This is a genomic window from Bacillus sp. WP8 (assembly GCF_000800825.1).
Classification (GTDB): domain Bacteria; phylum Bacillota; class Bacilli; order Bacillales; family Bacillaceae; genus Bacillus; species Bacillus safensis.
On record NZ_CP010075.1, the window covers coordinates 2,859,156 to 2,873,848 of the forward strand.

Sequence of the window (14,693 nt, forward strand, 5' to 3'; positions counted from 1 at the left end):
TGAAACCTCCGAAATCCTTTAGTTTACTAATGTAGTAGATAATTAAAGTACCAACGTATGTTACCATAGAAAAAAAACTTCGTCAAATGGCGTATGTCCTACATAAAAAAGCTCTGCCATCCGGCAGAGCCTTATCCTTTATTTTGTTCCTTCAAATCGTTCCACAAATGTAGCAAGTGATCTTACCATCACACCTGTTGCCCCTGTTGGCCCAAAGCATGAAGGTTTTTCTGTTGTTGCAGTTCCTGCAATATCTAAGTGAACCCAAGGCGTATCCTCTGCGAATTCACCAATGAAAGCACCTGCCATGATCGCATGACCATCACGGCCTGGTGAGTTATTGAGATCAGCCATTTTGCTGTTTCGTACTCGTTTCTTATCTTTTTCCGTGATTGGCAGCTGCCAGATCATTTCACCGCATTCTTCTGATGCTTCTTTAAACTGAGCGTACAGCTCATCGTTATTGGTCATTACGCCTGTTGTCTCATTTCCAAGCGCCACAATGACACCGCCTGTTAATGTGGCCACATCTACAAGGACAGAGGCACCGTGCTGCTTCGCATATGTCACCCCATCTGCTAAAACAAGACGGCCTTCTGCATCTGTATTGAGCACTTCGATTGTTTTCCCGCTTAGTGACACAATGACGTCGTCTGGCTTCATAGCGTCTGCGGAAATCATATTATCCGTTGAGGCGATGACCGCAATGACATTTTGCTCTGGGCGAAGTTCCCCGATGATTTCCATTGCGCCTAAAACAGAGGCTGAGCCGCCCATATCTGTTTTCATGCCAACCATACTCGCTCTTGGCTTTAAAGAGTAGCCGCCGGTATCATACGTGATGCCTTTACCGACAAGACCGATGACGTCTGTCCATTCTTCCTTGCCTTGATATTTCAGCACGATGAGTTTTGGTGGTTCTGTTGAGCCTCTATTGACGGCTAAAATACCGCCCATTCCGAGCTCTTCCATTTGTTCTTTATCTAAAATTTCAATCTCAAATTCATATTTATATGCAAGCTCTGCCGCATACGAAGCGAGATCAGAGGATGTGAGCATGTTCGGCGGCATATTCACAAGGGTACGGGCCGAATTGACTGACTGTCCGTATACTTCCCCGACTTTCAGACTCGCTTGAATTTCAGCTTGATCATGCTCCGTCGTTGCATAAACAAACTCGATAAAGCGATCTGGTTCATTTGTTTTATGTTTAAAATCCTGCAATTCATATGTAGCTAAAAGGCAGCTTTCAGAAAGGGCATGGGCTGCATCTTGAGCAGGCAGATCCTTTCCAACAAACGTATCCAGCAAGACAGAAACCGCTTGCTTTTTATCTTGATGAAGCTTTTTAAATAAATGGGCAAACACTTCTTTTGCCTCTTCAAACGTGTAATCTGATTCCTTCCCAAGCCCGACAAAATAAATGCGTTTGATGCCTGTTTCAGGGGATGGGAAAAACTTCGAAAGCTGATTTCGTTTGGATGAAATGTCGCCTTCTTTTAATAATTCAGTGATTCTTCCTTCAAGTAATTCATCCATTTCTTTTGCTTTTCCTGATAATTGGCTCTTTTGAAAAAGTCCGATCGCCAGTGTATCTTTATGCTGCAATTCATTTGTCGAGAAAAACATATTTATCACACGCTCCTTAATGAACTCCATTTTTCACATTGGAACTTCTATTATATCAAAATTTGCGTGCCTATACGATCATTGCCAGTCTGTCTTTACTTGATGAACATTTATATTTTCACACGTGGAAGGGCATCATGAAAAAGCACCGAAAACCTAAGTTGCCTGTCCGTGTTCTCCTCGTTCCACATCTAGTTTCTTTAATGTTATAATGAACATGGACTTGGCAGCATTTTTTACTGCTATCATTTTTTCATCATACTAGGATTTTTAGTTCATCATTTCGCACGATATTTTTTCTTAAAGAGAGGATGTTTCTTGTTCATGAGCGTACTGACGAATTTTCCGCTGCTTGCCAGCCTAGCAGCCATCTTTTTTGCACAATTTGTAAAAGTACCGATTCAATTTATTATTTCTAGACGACTAGATTGGTCGCTCATTACAAGCACAGGCGGAATGCCAAGTTCACACTCCGCAGCAGTAACAGCACTCTCCACAGCAGTGGCTTTAGAGCACGGGCTAGATACATCTATCTTTGCCATTTCCGCCATCTTTGCCATTATTACTATGTTTGATGCGACAGGCGTTCGCAGACAGGCAGGAGAACAGGCGACTGTTCTCAACAAGCTCGTAACAGATTTTAACCGATTTGTTTCCGAAGCAAAGAATTTCCCAAATGCGGAAGAAAAAGAAAAGCAAAAGAAATTAAAAGAGCTTCTTGGTCATAAGCCGATTGAAGTCTTCTTCGGCGGCTTAACAGGGATCTTGCTGACACTCATCTTAGATTATTACTTCATGTAGAAGCGAAAAAGCTTTGGACCTTAAACGGCCCAAAGCTTTTTTATTCTTTATTGGCTTGAAACTGCTGACGGAATACTTGCATCGATTCTGCTTCATTGAGCTGATTTAAGTCTTTTTCCGTTAACGTCCCTTCACCCTTTTTGATGATATACACATCGAGCACTTTTTTACCCCATTCTCTATACACATCATCAACGGTTTCATAGTATAAATCAAGCTTATGACCTTTAATGGCTTTCCCGGTATCTGCAACGACACCGTAGCCATAGTTTGGGATAAACAGCACCGTTCCAATCGGAAAAACGGATGGGTCGGCTGCCACTGTTGAATATAAATCACGTTTCACTTTGACGCCTGAATATGTAATGCCATATGCATGATGTTCCTTCGTTTTGCCTGTTGATTCCACACCTGCTGTATAGCCGGTTGCCACAACCTTCTGCTTCGGGTAATCGTTCCAATTAAACGCTTCTTCGAGAGAAACAGATCGCATGTCTTCACTTTTAAGTGCCATCGTTTCCCTTTTTGGCTGCTGAAAAAAAGAAGATACTTGCTTGCCCGCATCGGTCTCTTTCACCCACGCAGCTAAATCACTTGGTTCGACTCCAGATATGCCCGTAAAGCTTGTCAAAAGTGCAATCATGAATAGCGCTGTCATGAACAATCGTTTCATCCATGTTTTCATCTCTATTTGTCACTCCTCTACCCATCTATTTGTTTCCAAACAAAATGGAAACTATGCAAAGGAGAAACAAAAAAACCCACTTGCGTGTCCACAAGTGAGTTAAAACATTTGATACCCTCTTTTTCGAAGTGCATTAATGACAAAACCTGATGCGATCGCACCGATCAGGCCGCTTAATAAGATGATGATATCTGCCGCAGCGAGTGAGACGATCCGGTCTCCTATTCCTGAAAAAGCAGTGCCAGGCTCTCTTACATAAGCGATCATCTTTTGATTGTTAATAATGAAAAGGCATACAATTGGATATAAAATAGCCATAATCCATGACATTCTCAGCAGCATATTGAGCAAAAAACCAATGCCAAAGAATAACACGAAAAATAAAATAACTGAAATGATAACGACTGGTAAACTGATCACTTCATCTCCACCCCCAAATATCCCATCATTAGTTTAACTTGGAAATAGAGATGAAGTCAATCAATGGAAAAAGCAGATCGATTAACGCTTCTTTCCTGTCCCTTTACATTCCTCACACGTTTCAGATCCGCCGAGCAATAGCTGAAAATACCCTTTTCCTGAACAATATTGACAGGCTGATGTTTTTTCCTTTGTTTGTGCATTCATATTGCTCACTCCTTAATCTAAATTTTCTGATAATTCATCATAACATATTTTTCTGTCCAGTACCAAGTGAGAAAATATTCCGTCAAACATGAAAAAACGTGTACCACAGGGATACACGTTTTTGTCTATATCGGTTTAGAAGAACTTGAATTTTCCTTTTTTCAGAACAAGTCCTGGTCCGCCAACCATGAATAATGAACGGTTGTCGATGATTTTTTTCATTGCAGAAGCTTTTGTTCCTTGAAGTTTTTTACCAAACGCAACACCTACAGCGTCGTGTTCACCAAGAGAAGCAACTGTTCCTTTGATGTCTGGCTTAAAGCTTTCAAGAGAACCGCCTTTTACTAGTGCTGCAAGGTTTTTCGCTACTGTCTCACCTTGCTGCATAGCGATTTGTGCAGTTGGTGGGTATGGACGGTTGATTTCTTCATTGATAATCAATGAACAGTCACCAATGATGAAGACATCATCATTTTCTGGTACACGAAGATCTGGAGAAACTTTTACGCGGCCGCGCATGTTTTCAAAACCAGCTTCTTCAACGATCGGGTTACCGCGTACACCTGCAGCCCAAACAACAGTTTCAGCTTTGATTTCTTCTGTATCATCGTCTTTTCCAACAATGATACCTTCAGGCGTACATTCTTTGATCGCTGTACCGATTTTGAACTCAACACCTTTACCTTGAAGGTAGTTCATCGCATAGTCGATCAATTCTGGATCGAATCCAGGAAGAGCTGTTGGCGCAGCTTCTACACAGATGATACGCACGTCTTTTTGATCAATGTCATACTCTTTGCAAAGCTCAGGCACACGGTTTCCAAGCTCACCAAGGAACTCAATACCTGTGAATCCTGCGCCGCCGACAACGATCGTCAAACGCTCTGGACGTTTTTCAGCATCCGTATTATACGTTGCAAATTGAAGCTCGATGTGCTCACGAAGCTGACGAGCAGAGTTGATGTTAGAGATTGAGAATGCGTATTCTTTCAGTCCTGCAATACCAAATGTTTCAGGAACAGCACCAAGTGCAACAACAAGGTAGTCATAAGAAAGTTCGCCATCTGATGTCACAACTTTCTTCGCTTCCTTATCAATGCTTTCAACTGTTGCTTGTACAAAGTTGACACGGGAACTGTTAATCACATCTTTGATTTGATAACGACAGCGGTCATGATGAAGTGTACCTGCACTTGCTTCATGTAACCATGTTGTTTCGTAATGATAATTATGCTTGTTCACAAGAGTAATATCCGCATCATTTGTGCCAAGCTGTTTTGTTAATCTTGTTACAGTCATTAATCCGCCATAACCTGCACCTAATACAACGATTTTCGGTTTATTCACTGGAATCACATCCACCTTTTTTAAATTTGCTGTAAAACGGATAAAGAATTACATATCGTTATTCTCAACCGCTTTGCGGCATTTTATGAAATTTAAACAAAAAAATAAGTATGTGAAAATCTGAACTTTCACCTACATAAAACGAAAGCATTTGACCGTATCCGACAAAAATTCATAAAAAATTAATATTTAGTTCCCTTAACAATAATAGCGAGTTCTGCTCCAATTTTCAAGGCTTTAAACTGAAAATCCTTATGATAAACGGTCTTTCTCACTTTTTCCTCCTTTTCAAAGCTTCAGCATCAAAAAACGACAAGTTTTTCAAAACAAGTCAAACGACGATATGTGGTATGATATGATATAGTGATAACAATTTTCATTTGGGAGGATTAAAGGAATGCAAGAAGATTCTAAGGTATATGACATTACCGTTATCGGGGGCGGCCCAGTTGGATTGTTTACTGCGTTTTACGGAGGCATGAGACAGGCAAGTGTGAAAATCATTGAAAGCCTTCCTCAGCTCGGCGGTCAACTATCCGCTCTTTACCCTGAAAAATATATTTATGATGTGGCTGGTTTCCCAAAAATCCGCGCACAAGAATTAGTTGATAACTTAAAGGAACAAATGGATAAATTTGATCAAACCATTTGCTTAGAGCAGGCAGTTGAAACAGTTGAAAAGCAGGCAGATGGGATCTTTAAACTTGTCACAAATCAAGAGGTTCATTATTCTAAAACAATCATCATCACAGCTGGTAACGGTGCATTCCAACCGAGAAAGCTTGAATTGGATACAGCAGAATCATTTGAAGGAAGCAATCTGCACTACTTCATTAATGACCTGAACCAATTTGCCGGTAGACGCGTGGCCGTTCTTGGCGGCGGAGACTCTGCGGTGGACTGGGCACTCATGCTTGAGCCAATCGCAAAAGAAGTATCCATCATTCACCGCCGCGATAAATTCCGCGCACATGAGCACAGTGTAGAAAACTTGCACAACTCGAAGGTCAATGTGCTGACTCCATTTGTGCCAACTGAGCTCATTGGTGAAGACCGCATTGAACAGATCGTGCTCGAAGAAGTCAAAGGCGACAAAAAACAAGTGCTTGATGTGGACGACGTGATCGTCAACTTCGGATTTGTTTCCTCCCTTGGACCAATCAAACAATGGGGCCTTGAAATCGAAAAGAACTCCATCGTAGTGAAATCTACAATGGAAACAAACATTGAAGGCTTCTATGCGGCAGGAGACATCTGTACGTATGAAGGAAAAGTCAAATTGATTGCAAGCGGATTTGGTGAAGCACCAACTGCTGTCAACAATGCGAAAGCCTACATGGACCCGAAAGCCCGTGTACAGCCTCTCCATTCCACAAGCTTATTTGAAAACAAATAAGAACGGATCAAAAAAGGAGTTCCCACTCGCGGAACTCCTTTTTCGTTTATTTAAAAACCCCAATATAGGCATTTGCCATTCCAAGTACCATTGCAGCAAGCAGCACCACAACAATCCCTGCCACAACCAAAATCACCCGATCCTTCACACGTTCCTTTTTCGGAAGCGGCTTCTCAATCCCGCAAGATGGACACGTTTTGGAACGATACGGAATCAGCTCATGACAGTTCCTGCAATTGATTTGTTCACTCAAACCTCAGCAACCTCTTTTCTCACTACAGTTTATGTTTGGTTTTCATGATACTCTTTTCGAGTGGAAATAGCCAGTTGTTCGGGCCAGCTGTAACAAAATTGAGCGATTTGCGAAAAAACATAACTTCTTGAATTCTCTGCTTCAAACAAGATCAACAATGATATAAATTTTTAAAAAGATGATTGACCCTAACGCAACGTCATATTTTATAGTGAATATCAAGAGAGGTGAATTGAAATGAAAGTAAAAGAAGTAGCTGAATTATTTGGTATTAGCATTCGTACACTTCATCATTACGACAAGATTGGTTTATTGACTCCAAGTGAAGTCACAGATAATCGTTATCGACTGTATTCAGAAGAAAACCTTGAAACATTACAGCAAATACTATTTTTCAGGGAACTTGGATTTCCATTGAAGGAAATCCAAAAGATGATGCACAATTCTTCATTTAATAAGAAAGAAGCATTTATGCTACAAAGAAAAATGTTAATAGAGAAACGAGATAATCTCAATAAAATGATCGGAAATATTGATAAGACGCTACAACATTTAACGGGAGAAACTCAATACACATATAAAGAGAGGTTTGAGAATATGAATATGAAATTTAGTCAATATGAAGAAGAAGCTCGTCACCGTTGGGGAAATCAAGCTGTTGATGAAGTCAGCTCAAAACTAAATCATTTGTCTAAAGATGAACAAATTGAATTATCTGATAGCTGGGATAGCATATTGAATAAACTAGCCTCTCTTCGCAGCCATTCCCCTAAATCCAAAGAGGTGCAAATCGTCATCAAACAATGGTACGACTTTTTAAACGAAAACTTTCGTTATTACTCTCTTGATGCTTTTTACGGTTTAGGTCAACTCTATATTCAAGATGAACGTTTCAAAAAGAATATAGATCGTTATGGTGAGGGCTTGGCATCATTTATGAGCGAAGCGATGAAAGTCTTTACTACTCTTCATAAAAGAGGGAACAGCTTTGAAAATGATGAGAATACAATCGATTAATACGAAACGTTATTCTCAACGAAACACAACAAAGAACATTTTTTCCGACACACCATGATGAAACCTTTTGAAAAGATGTGGAAGATGAAGAGAGGAAATACTAAGAAACTGCGAGCTTTTTTCTAATTAAATATCTTTATAAAGAGGACGTGCTGAGTGATTGAAGTCATGTCCTTTTTTTGCATCTTTAAAAACAACACAAAAAACCTCCTCAAGAAAATGATTAATATGAGGAGGTCTTCATTATACAAATGGTTTTACAGAATGAATCGTTTTAACCCTTAACACTCTTCCGGCGTACCGGTATTCGTTGCTGTTCTGAAAGAAGAACCACATCCGCATGACGCGATGGCGTTTGGATTGTCAATCGTGAAACCGCCGCCCATTAGTGATTGTTTGAAATCAATGATGGTTCCGTTCATGATATCAAGGCTTTCGGAGTCGACAAGGACATTGATGCCGTGCTGCTCGAACTGCGTGTCTTTCTCTGAGACTTCATGGTCAAAGCCCATGCCGTACGAAAGACCGCTGCAGCCGCCGCCTTTTACGCCCACTCGCAGGAACGCATTTTCTTCTTCATGTTCTTTCATCATATCTTTAATCTGCAGTGCAGCAGCTTCTGTAATGGTTACTGGTGTACTCATGATCATCCCTCCTTTTGACTGGATGTTTCTTTTTCAATTATAAACGTGATGATGCCTTTTCTCAAATAAATGGTTTAGAGATAAAATGTCCCGTCACAAATGGTCTCCGCAGGTCCTGTCATAAGCACGTGGTCATTGTCTTTCCAGCGAATGATGAGGTCTCCGCCTGCTAAATGAACTGTCATGTCTGTTTCTTTTTTCGCCTTCCCATTCACAATCGTGGATACAGCCGCAGCACAAGCCCCTGTTCCGCAGGCCTGTGTAATGCCTGAGCCTCTTTCCCACACACGAAAATGCAGTTCGGTTTCACTGACAACTTCAACAAATTCTACATTAACGCCTTCTGGAAACATATCGTGTTTTTCAATGATCGGCCCAAGTGTATGAAGAGGTGCTTTTTCAATGTCTTCTAAATAAAAAACGATGTGCGGATTTCCCATTGAAACGGCTGTTCCATTTAAATTTGCAGTGCCAAAATCAAGCGGCTCATTTATTGTTGTGCTGGCCGGTTCACCAAGCATCGGCATCGCTTCTTTTTCAAAACGTGGTTTTCCCATATCTACTGTGACTAGCTGAACATGACCATCTTGAGCGTGAACGGTAGCTTCAACGAGTCCTGACAATGTCTCAATCTGGAACGTTGTGTCCGTCACAATTTGATGCTCATACACATACTTTGCAACGCAGCGCAGCCCATTACCGCAGTTTTTGCCCTCTGATCCATCATTGTTGAAAATGCGCATCTTCACAGGTGCAACATCTGATGGGCAAATCAGGATCATCCCGTCAGAACCGATTCCTGTATAAACAGAAGAAACGCGAATCGCTATTTCTGATAGCTGCTCTTCTGGAAGCTGTTCCTTCATCTGATTAACGTAAATATAATTATTTCCTAATCCGTGCATTTTCGTGAATTGAAATGATGTCATGAGCTTCCTCCAAAAATGTTGTTTCTTTATAGTATAAAAGGAGTCGATTCAGGAGACAATCTTATCATCCCCCGTTTTTCATACATAGAAGCTCTTTGCTGCCATGGCAAAGGGCTTTTATTATGCATATGCCTCTTTTTCTCTCGTGTGATGTTTCATATTGATGATATTTTATTAGCATAACATATTGAATACGCTTTCCATTCATTCTCCTTAAAAATGGAAGGTGGAAGAGTGAAAAAAATGCACCTCATGACCCATGTGGTGCATTTAAAACATGTCGTTTTCCTCTATAAAAGCATAAATACGCTCGACTAGCTGCTCTGCATTTTCTCCTGAAACAAATTCTCCATTCACAAGTGCAAATGGGGAGTCCATACATTTGCCGCAATAGCTTAAACAGCCGTATTCCATTACGTCTAGGTTTGGGTCTTTTTCAAGCTTCTCTTTTGCTTCTTGAGACCCTTGTGCAAGATTACTTACACAAAATTCGATCAGTGGAAACACTGTGCTTCACCTCACATTGCCTTACCATCCTACCGAAATTCCTTGTATTAGTCAAAATATGAGCTTCATCTGTATCGTTACGCCTATTCCTCGTAAAATGTTTTACTATTTAGGACTAACTGATGAATATGTAGGTTATTTTGAAACAATTATTGTGGTTTCACAGTAAATTCGATATAATTTTATTTGGTATTTTAACTTAAAGTTTTTTAGTATAAGTGTTTTTCAATGTCTACGGGGAAAAGGAGAATCGTCATGAAAAATTTAGTCTTGATCGGCGGAGGTTACGGGAATATGCGGGTTCTCCACCGCTTATTGCCAAATCAATTACCTGATGATGTCACTATCACATTAATTGATCGAAATCCTTACCACTGTTTAAAAACAGAATATTATGCACTTGCTGCTGGAACGATCTCTGATCATCACATTCGAGTATCTTTTCCAGAGCATCCGAAGCTGGATATTCAATACGGGGAAGTAGAAAAAATTGATATTGAAAACAAACAGATCTTATTCAGCGACCGTGAACCGATTCCGTATGATGATACTGTGATTGGACTCGGCTGTGAGGACAAGTATCATAATGTCCCTGGTGCAAAAGAACATACATACAGCATTCAAACCATTGATCAGTCAAGACATGCGTATAACAAATTAAACAATTTGAGCGCAGGTGCAACGGTTGGCATCGTCGGTGCTGGACTTAGCGGGGTAGAGCTGGCCAGTGAACTAAGAGAAAGCCGTGCTGATTTAAACATTATTCTTTTTGACCGCGGAGAGTTGATACTATCAAGCTTCCCAAAAAGATTAAGTTTGTATGTGCAAAAGTGGTTTGAAGAAAATGACGTAAAGATCATTAACTGTGCCAATATTACAAAGGTTGAAGAAGGTGTCGTTTACAACCATGATGACGCAATTGAAGCAGATGTCATCGTGTGGACAGCAGGAATACAGCCAAGCAAAGTGGTACGAGAGATGGATGTTGAAAAAGACGCACAAGGCCGCGTCGTATTAACTCCTCATCATAATCTTCCAGGGGATGAGCATGTATATGTCGTAGGTGACTGCGCAAGTCTGCCTCATGCCCCAAGTGCACAGCTTGCTGAGGCGCAGGCAGAACAAATTGTCCAATCTCTGCAAAAACGCTGGAAAAATGAGCCGCTTCCTGAGGCTTATCCACAGTTTAAGCTAAAAGGTGTTTTAGGTTCTTTAGGGAAAAAAGCCGGCTTTGGCTTAGTGGCTGATCGTCCACTTGTTGGCCGGGTGCCAAGACTCCTGAAATCTGGACTCCTTTGGATGTACAAGCATCACAACGGCTAAAATCATGTGAATTTTTTCTCAAAGCTCCTTCGTGACGAGGGAGCTTTTTTCTATGAAACGGCATGTGCCGATGAGTTGGTCCATTTGATCGGAGCAAGGGCAAGAATGCAGTCTTTACGAAAGGTTCTCATCGTCTTCTTCGATAAACAATACGCTTGGATAAGCTGATCCGTTTGACGGTGTACAATGATTTTTCTCTTTGTGCACTCTCCGTTTTTCTTCATATAAATCATCTCAATCGGTACTTGCTGATGAAGAGATTGTTTCAGTAAATAATTCATGATGCTCACGCTCCTTTCATTTCATTATAAACGAACAAACGTTCTTTTTCAATACAAAAAGGAACGTTTGTTCGTTTTATTCTTCAAAAAAAGAACAGCTTATTCACTGCTCTCCTTGTACCCGTATTTCTCCATTTCTTGATAAATGTCTTTTAATTTCGGATTGCCCTCTCCAACGATTTGATCCTCTACTAAGACAAGTGGATAAAAGAATTCATCATCAAGAATTCGTTCAGACAATTCCTTTTGTTGTTCGTTTTCTGGCGGGTGCTCAATATCAATATATGTGATGCGAAATGGCTGATTCGGATATTTTCGTTTTAATGCTGCATCTAACCATTCAAATGTATCTTTTGAAGAAGGCAGATTCACGCAGCTAGCGCACAATACATCTCTTCCATATACATAAAGATCGACAGTTTTGTTCATTTGACAAGCCCCCTATTCTTTCTTCATTTTAGCTGAATTTTCTGGATGAAAAAAGCCAAAATCACTTTTTGTTTCAAGATGAGATTGTGCTATAATGAAAAGGAAACTTTGAAACCAATTCAATAGATTTTTATCGTCCAGATGAATATAATGGTGATATGTTGTGAAAGGAGCGATTATATCTAATGACTGAAGTCGAAATGAAAGACCAAGTACAGGAAGTACTGGACAAACTTCGTCCATTTCTATTACGTGATGGTGGAGACTGTGAGCTTGTAGACATTGAAGATGGCATTGTGAAATTACGTCTTCTTGGTGCATGCGGCAGCTGCCCAAGTTCAACCATTACATTGAAAGCCGGTATTGAGCGCGCATTATTAGAAGAAGTGCCTGGCGTTGTAGAAGTTGAACAGGTTTTCTAATTCATATATGACATGAAAACGACCCAATTAGGGTCGTTTTTTTCATGATTGACAAAGGCTTTAGCCCTTTGTCTTCTTTTCAGCGTGATATGAAAACCCTTGAAGTCTAGGAAGGACGAGTACTGGCGCGGAGCGAATTTTCTATTCGTGAGCACCAGCACGCAGGACTGACACCAAATGCGAGGGTTTGTCAGCACGCTGAAGGGTCGTTTTTTATTAGGCTAGCTTTTCTCTAAACCATTCCTTTATAAAGGTCAGTCTTTGAATACGCTGCCCCGGGTGGCCGCTTCTGGATAAATCATGAGATGCCTTCGGGAATTTGACCAATCTTGTGTCTTTCCCAAGCTCCTTCAATGCCACAAAAAGCTGTTCTGCTTGATCAACTGGGCAGCGATAATCTTCATCGCTGTGCAGGATGAGAAGCGGCGTGTTCATCTGCTTCACATATTTTAGCGGCGAACGATCCCATAGCTTATCGACAGAATCATAAATATCCCCATCAATCTGCCACCTTGTAAAGAAATAACCGATATCACTAATGCCATAAAAGCTAATCCAGTTTGAAATGGAGCGCTGTGTGACAGCTGCGCGGAAGCGGTCGGTCTGACCGACAATCCAGTTGGTCATAAAACCGCCATAGCTCCCGCCAGTCACGCCGAGTCTTGTTTCATCAAGGAAATCATAGGCTTTGAGCACATGATCAACAGCCTGCATAACATCGTCATAATCAACGTCACCATAACTTCCTCTCACACGGTCGGTAAACATCTGTCCGTATCCATGACTTCCGTGCGGATTGATATACACGATGGCATAGCCTTCAGAAGCAAGCATTTGAAATTCATGAAAATACGTATAACCATACATCGCATGCGGTCCGCCATGAACCTCTAGAATGAGCGGATATTTCTCCCCCTCTTCCATCTTGGAAGGCTTCATAAACCAGCCATGCACCTCGTCGCCATCTTTTGACTGAAAAGAAAATGGTTCAGGTTCGGATACGACATACTCCTTTAGAAAATCATGATGCTCAAACGTGATTTGCTTTAGTTCTGTCTCCCCTAATGTCAGCTCATACAGCTCGCTTGGTAAAACAGGTGAAAGCCGGCTGAGCAGCAGTTTGGATTCATCTGGATGAAGGCTGAAATTGGTGATATGTTCCGACTCTAGTCGAACTGGATAGGCTAAACCTTCAATAGAGAAATAATAAATCCCTGTACTGCCTTGATCAGAAACAAGCGTATAAAATCCTTGGCTGTCTTTTGTCCACTGTGGAACCTGATAGGCCTCTCCCATCACGCTATCTCCTGCCATACAGTTTCCAACATACATATCGAGCATTTCTGATAGCTGAATCGCCTTGTCTTCTTTCAGATCATACAGCCATAATGATGGGAAGGTGGCATTTTGGAATTCACGCTCATGTCCAATATACAAAAGACTCTCGCCATTTGGAGAAAAAGATACGGTGGAATAAGCGCCGTTTGCTTGTGTGATCTTTTTTGTCTGACCATCTTCTAATGACAGAAGACACACGTCACTTATGTAAGGTATCTGTGGATTTAATTGAATAAAGGCAAGCCATTTTCCACACGGAGAAACGGTATGATTCATATGATGAACCTGCTCGCTCGTGATAGGCTCTACCTCTCCTGAACGGATTTCCACTTTCACGATCTGTGTGACACGTCCATCTAAAAAGCCTCTTCCATCTGCTTTATAGGTCAAATCATCATATACCGCTGGAGCAAATTCATCTTGCTCTTCCTTTTTTTCATCATGAATAGATTCTGATTGTTTCAATGACACAGCCGCATAAATGAATGCTCCGTCGGGAGAAAAGACAGGGTGAGATACTCCGTATGGAATCTTCGTTAAAGTACGTACGCCGCCTCCTTCGCTCTTTATGAGTGCGAGCTGAGGGACTTCCTTTGGCTTTTGCAAAATAAAAGCAAGCTGCCTGCCGTCCTTTGACCAAACTGGCTGATGATGCTTTCCATCCTCAAATGTCCATTGTGCCAGCTCCTCTGTCTCTTCATCTCGAACCCATAAGTGGATGTTGTAATCGTCCTTTTTCTCATTCACAGTGACTTTTGTAAAGACTGCCTTTTTTCCATCTGGTGAATAAACCGGATGAGAAACGGAAACAATCTTCGTTAAATCTTCTGCCGTCATCAATTTCTTCATGAATGTATCTCCCCCTTATATGCATAAAAAATAGTTCGATCCTCTAAATAATAATCCCTGCTTCTTCCCATAAAAACAAGCATAAAAAAGAACGTGCAGATTCACAGCACGTTCTCAGATTGCTGAAAAAGGGCTAAAATGATCTTTATTTTAGCTCTTTTTCTTCTTTTCAGCGTGATTGAAAACCCTTGAAGTCTAGGAAGAACGAGCACTGGC

Annotated in this window: 16 protein-coding genes and 1 pseudogene; 5 read left to right on the forward strand and 12 right to left on the reverse strand. The window is 41.0% G+C overall.

The window, feature by feature from the left end; all coding sequences use genetic code 11:
• Positions 1-138: 138 nt before the first annotated feature.
• On the reverse strand, positions 139-1,629 hold the full coding sequence (locus tag QR42_RS14535) for a leucyl aminopeptidase (RefSeq protein WP_039181166.1): 1,491 nt from the start codon (positions 1,627-1,629) through the stop codon (positions 139-141).
• Positions 1,630-1,953: 324 nt separating this feature from the next.
• Here QR42_RS14535 and QR42_RS14540 point away from each other — a divergent pair, with 324 nt between their 5' ends.
• Positions 1,954-2,430: a divergent PAP2 family protein gene (locus QR42_RS14540; protein WP_024423347.1), complete on the forward strand. Its 477-nt coding sequence runs from the start codon at positions 1,954-1,956 to the stop codon at positions 2,428-2,430.
• A 40-nt stretch (positions 2,431-2,470) separates the two neighbouring features.
• On the opposite strand, the gene QR42_RS14545 is transcribed toward QR42_RS14540, so the two are convergent.
• From QR42_RS14545 to QR42_RS14555, 4 genes are all read right to left on the reverse strand, one after another.
• Complete coding sequence (locus QR42_RS14545; RefSeq protein WP_039181168.1) at positions 2,471-3,115, reverse strand: 3D domain-containing protein; 645 nt, start codon at positions 3,113-3,115, stop codon at positions 2,471-2,473.
• Positions 3,116-3,214: 99 nt separating this feature from the next.
• Positions 3,215-3,535: a YuiB family protein gene (locus tag QR42_RS14550; protein WP_039181171.1), complete on the reverse strand. Its 321-nt coding sequence runs from the start codon at positions 3,533-3,535 to the stop codon at positions 3,215-3,217.
• 81 nt (positions 3,536-3,616) lie between these two features.
• On the reverse strand, positions 3,617-3,742 hold the full coding sequence (locus tag QR42_RS19355) for a YuiA family protein (RefSeq protein WP_158333015.1): 126 nt from the start codon (positions 3,740-3,742) through the stop codon (positions 3,617-3,619).
• A gap of 135 nt (positions 3,743-3,877) precedes the next feature.
• Positions 3,878-5,095, reverse strand: coding sequence for an NAD(P)/FAD-dependent oxidoreductase (locus tag QR42_RS14555; RefSeq protein WP_162473404.1), 1,218 nt, complete (start codon positions 5,093-5,095; stop codon positions 3,878-3,880).
• 391 nt (positions 5,096-5,486) lie between these two features.
• On the opposite strand from QR42_RS14555, the gene yumC reads away from it, so the two are divergent.
• A complete protein-coding gene (yumC, locus tag QR42_RS14560; protein ID WP_039181175.1) occupies positions 5,487-6,485 on the forward strand; it encodes a ferredoxin--NADP reductase 2 in 999 nt (332 codons plus the stop codon).
• Between the two features lie 46 nt (positions 6,486-6,531).
• Here the strand turns inward: yumC and QR42_RS14565 are convergent, their stop codons facing one another.
• Positions 6,532-6,738 (reverse strand): hypothetical protein, encoded by a 207-nt coding sequence (locus tag QR42_RS14565; RefSeq protein ID WP_024423352.1) that lies wholly within the window; start codon positions 6,736-6,738, stop codon positions 6,532-6,534.
• 237 nt (positions 6,739-6,975) lie between these two features.
• Here QR42_RS14565 and QR42_RS14570 point away from each other — a divergent pair, with 237 nt between their 5' ends.
• A complete protein-coding gene (locus QR42_RS14570) occupies positions 6,976-7,755 on the forward strand; it encodes a MerR family transcriptional regulator (protein ID WP_200885519.1) in 780 nt (259 codons plus the stop codon).
• 281 nt (positions 7,756-8,036) lie between these two features.
• Here QR42_RS14570 and QR42_RS14575 read toward each other — a convergent pair whose 3' ends face one another.
• The 3 genes from QR42_RS14575 to QR42_RS14585 all read right to left on the reverse strand — a co-directional run bounded on the left by QR42_RS14575 (position 8,037) and on the right by QR42_RS14585 (position 9,835).
• Positions 8,037-8,399, reverse strand: a complete 363-nt coding sequence (locus tag QR42_RS14575; RefSeq protein WP_024423354.1) for a HesB/IscA family protein — start codon at positions 8,397-8,399, stop codon at positions 8,037-8,039.
• Positions 8,400-8,473: 74 nt separating this feature from the next.
• On the reverse strand, positions 8,474-9,328 hold the full coding sequence (gene dapF, locus QR42_RS14580; RefSeq protein WP_039181179.1) for a diaminopimelate epimerase: 855 nt from the start codon (positions 9,326-9,328) through the stop codon (positions 8,474-8,476).
• Between the two features lie 270 nt (positions 9,329-9,598).
• Entirely contained in the window at positions 9,599-9,835 is a 237-nt protein-coding gene (locus tag QR42_RS14585; RefSeq protein ID WP_008346813.1) for a YuzB family protein, read from the reverse strand.
• A 255-nt stretch (positions 9,836-10,090) separates the two neighbouring features.
• On the opposite strand from QR42_RS14585, the gene QR42_RS14590 reads away from it, so the two are divergent.
• Positions 10,091-11,158, forward strand: a complete 1,068-nt coding sequence (locus QR42_RS14590; RefSeq protein ID WP_034282611.1) for an NAD(P)/FAD-dependent oxidoreductase — start codon at positions 10,091-10,093, stop codon at positions 11,156-11,158.
• Between the two features lie 50 nt (positions 11,159-11,208).
• Here the strand turns inward: QR42_RS14590 and QR42_RS14595 are convergent, their stop codons facing one another.
• Both QR42_RS14595 and QR42_RS14600 read right to left on the reverse strand, forming a co-directional pair.
• Positions 11,209-11,439 (reverse strand): hypothetical protein, encoded by a 231-nt coding sequence (locus QR42_RS14595; protein ID WP_039181181.1) that lies wholly within the window; start codon positions 11,437-11,439, stop codon positions 11,209-11,211.
• Between the two features lie 99 nt (positions 11,440-11,538).
• A complete protein-coding gene (locus tag QR42_RS14600) occupies positions 11,539-11,868 on the reverse strand; it encodes a YuzD family protein (RefSeq protein ID WP_034282615.1) in 330 nt (109 codons plus the stop codon).
• A gap of 84 nt (positions 11,869-11,952) precedes the next feature.
• On the opposite strand from QR42_RS14600, the pseudogene QR42_RS14605 reads away from it, so the two are divergent.
• A pseudogene (locus QR42_RS14605) lies at positions 11,953-12,290 on the forward strand (NifU family protein).
• A 216-nt stretch (positions 12,291-12,506) separates the two neighbouring features.
• Here QR42_RS14605 and QR42_RS14610 read toward each other — a convergent pair.
• Entirely contained in the window at positions 12,507-14,477 is a 1,971-nt protein-coding gene (locus QR42_RS14610) for a S9 family peptidase (RefSeq protein ID WP_039181183.1), read from the reverse strand.
• Between the last annotated feature and the right edge of the window lie 216 nt (positions 14,478-14,693).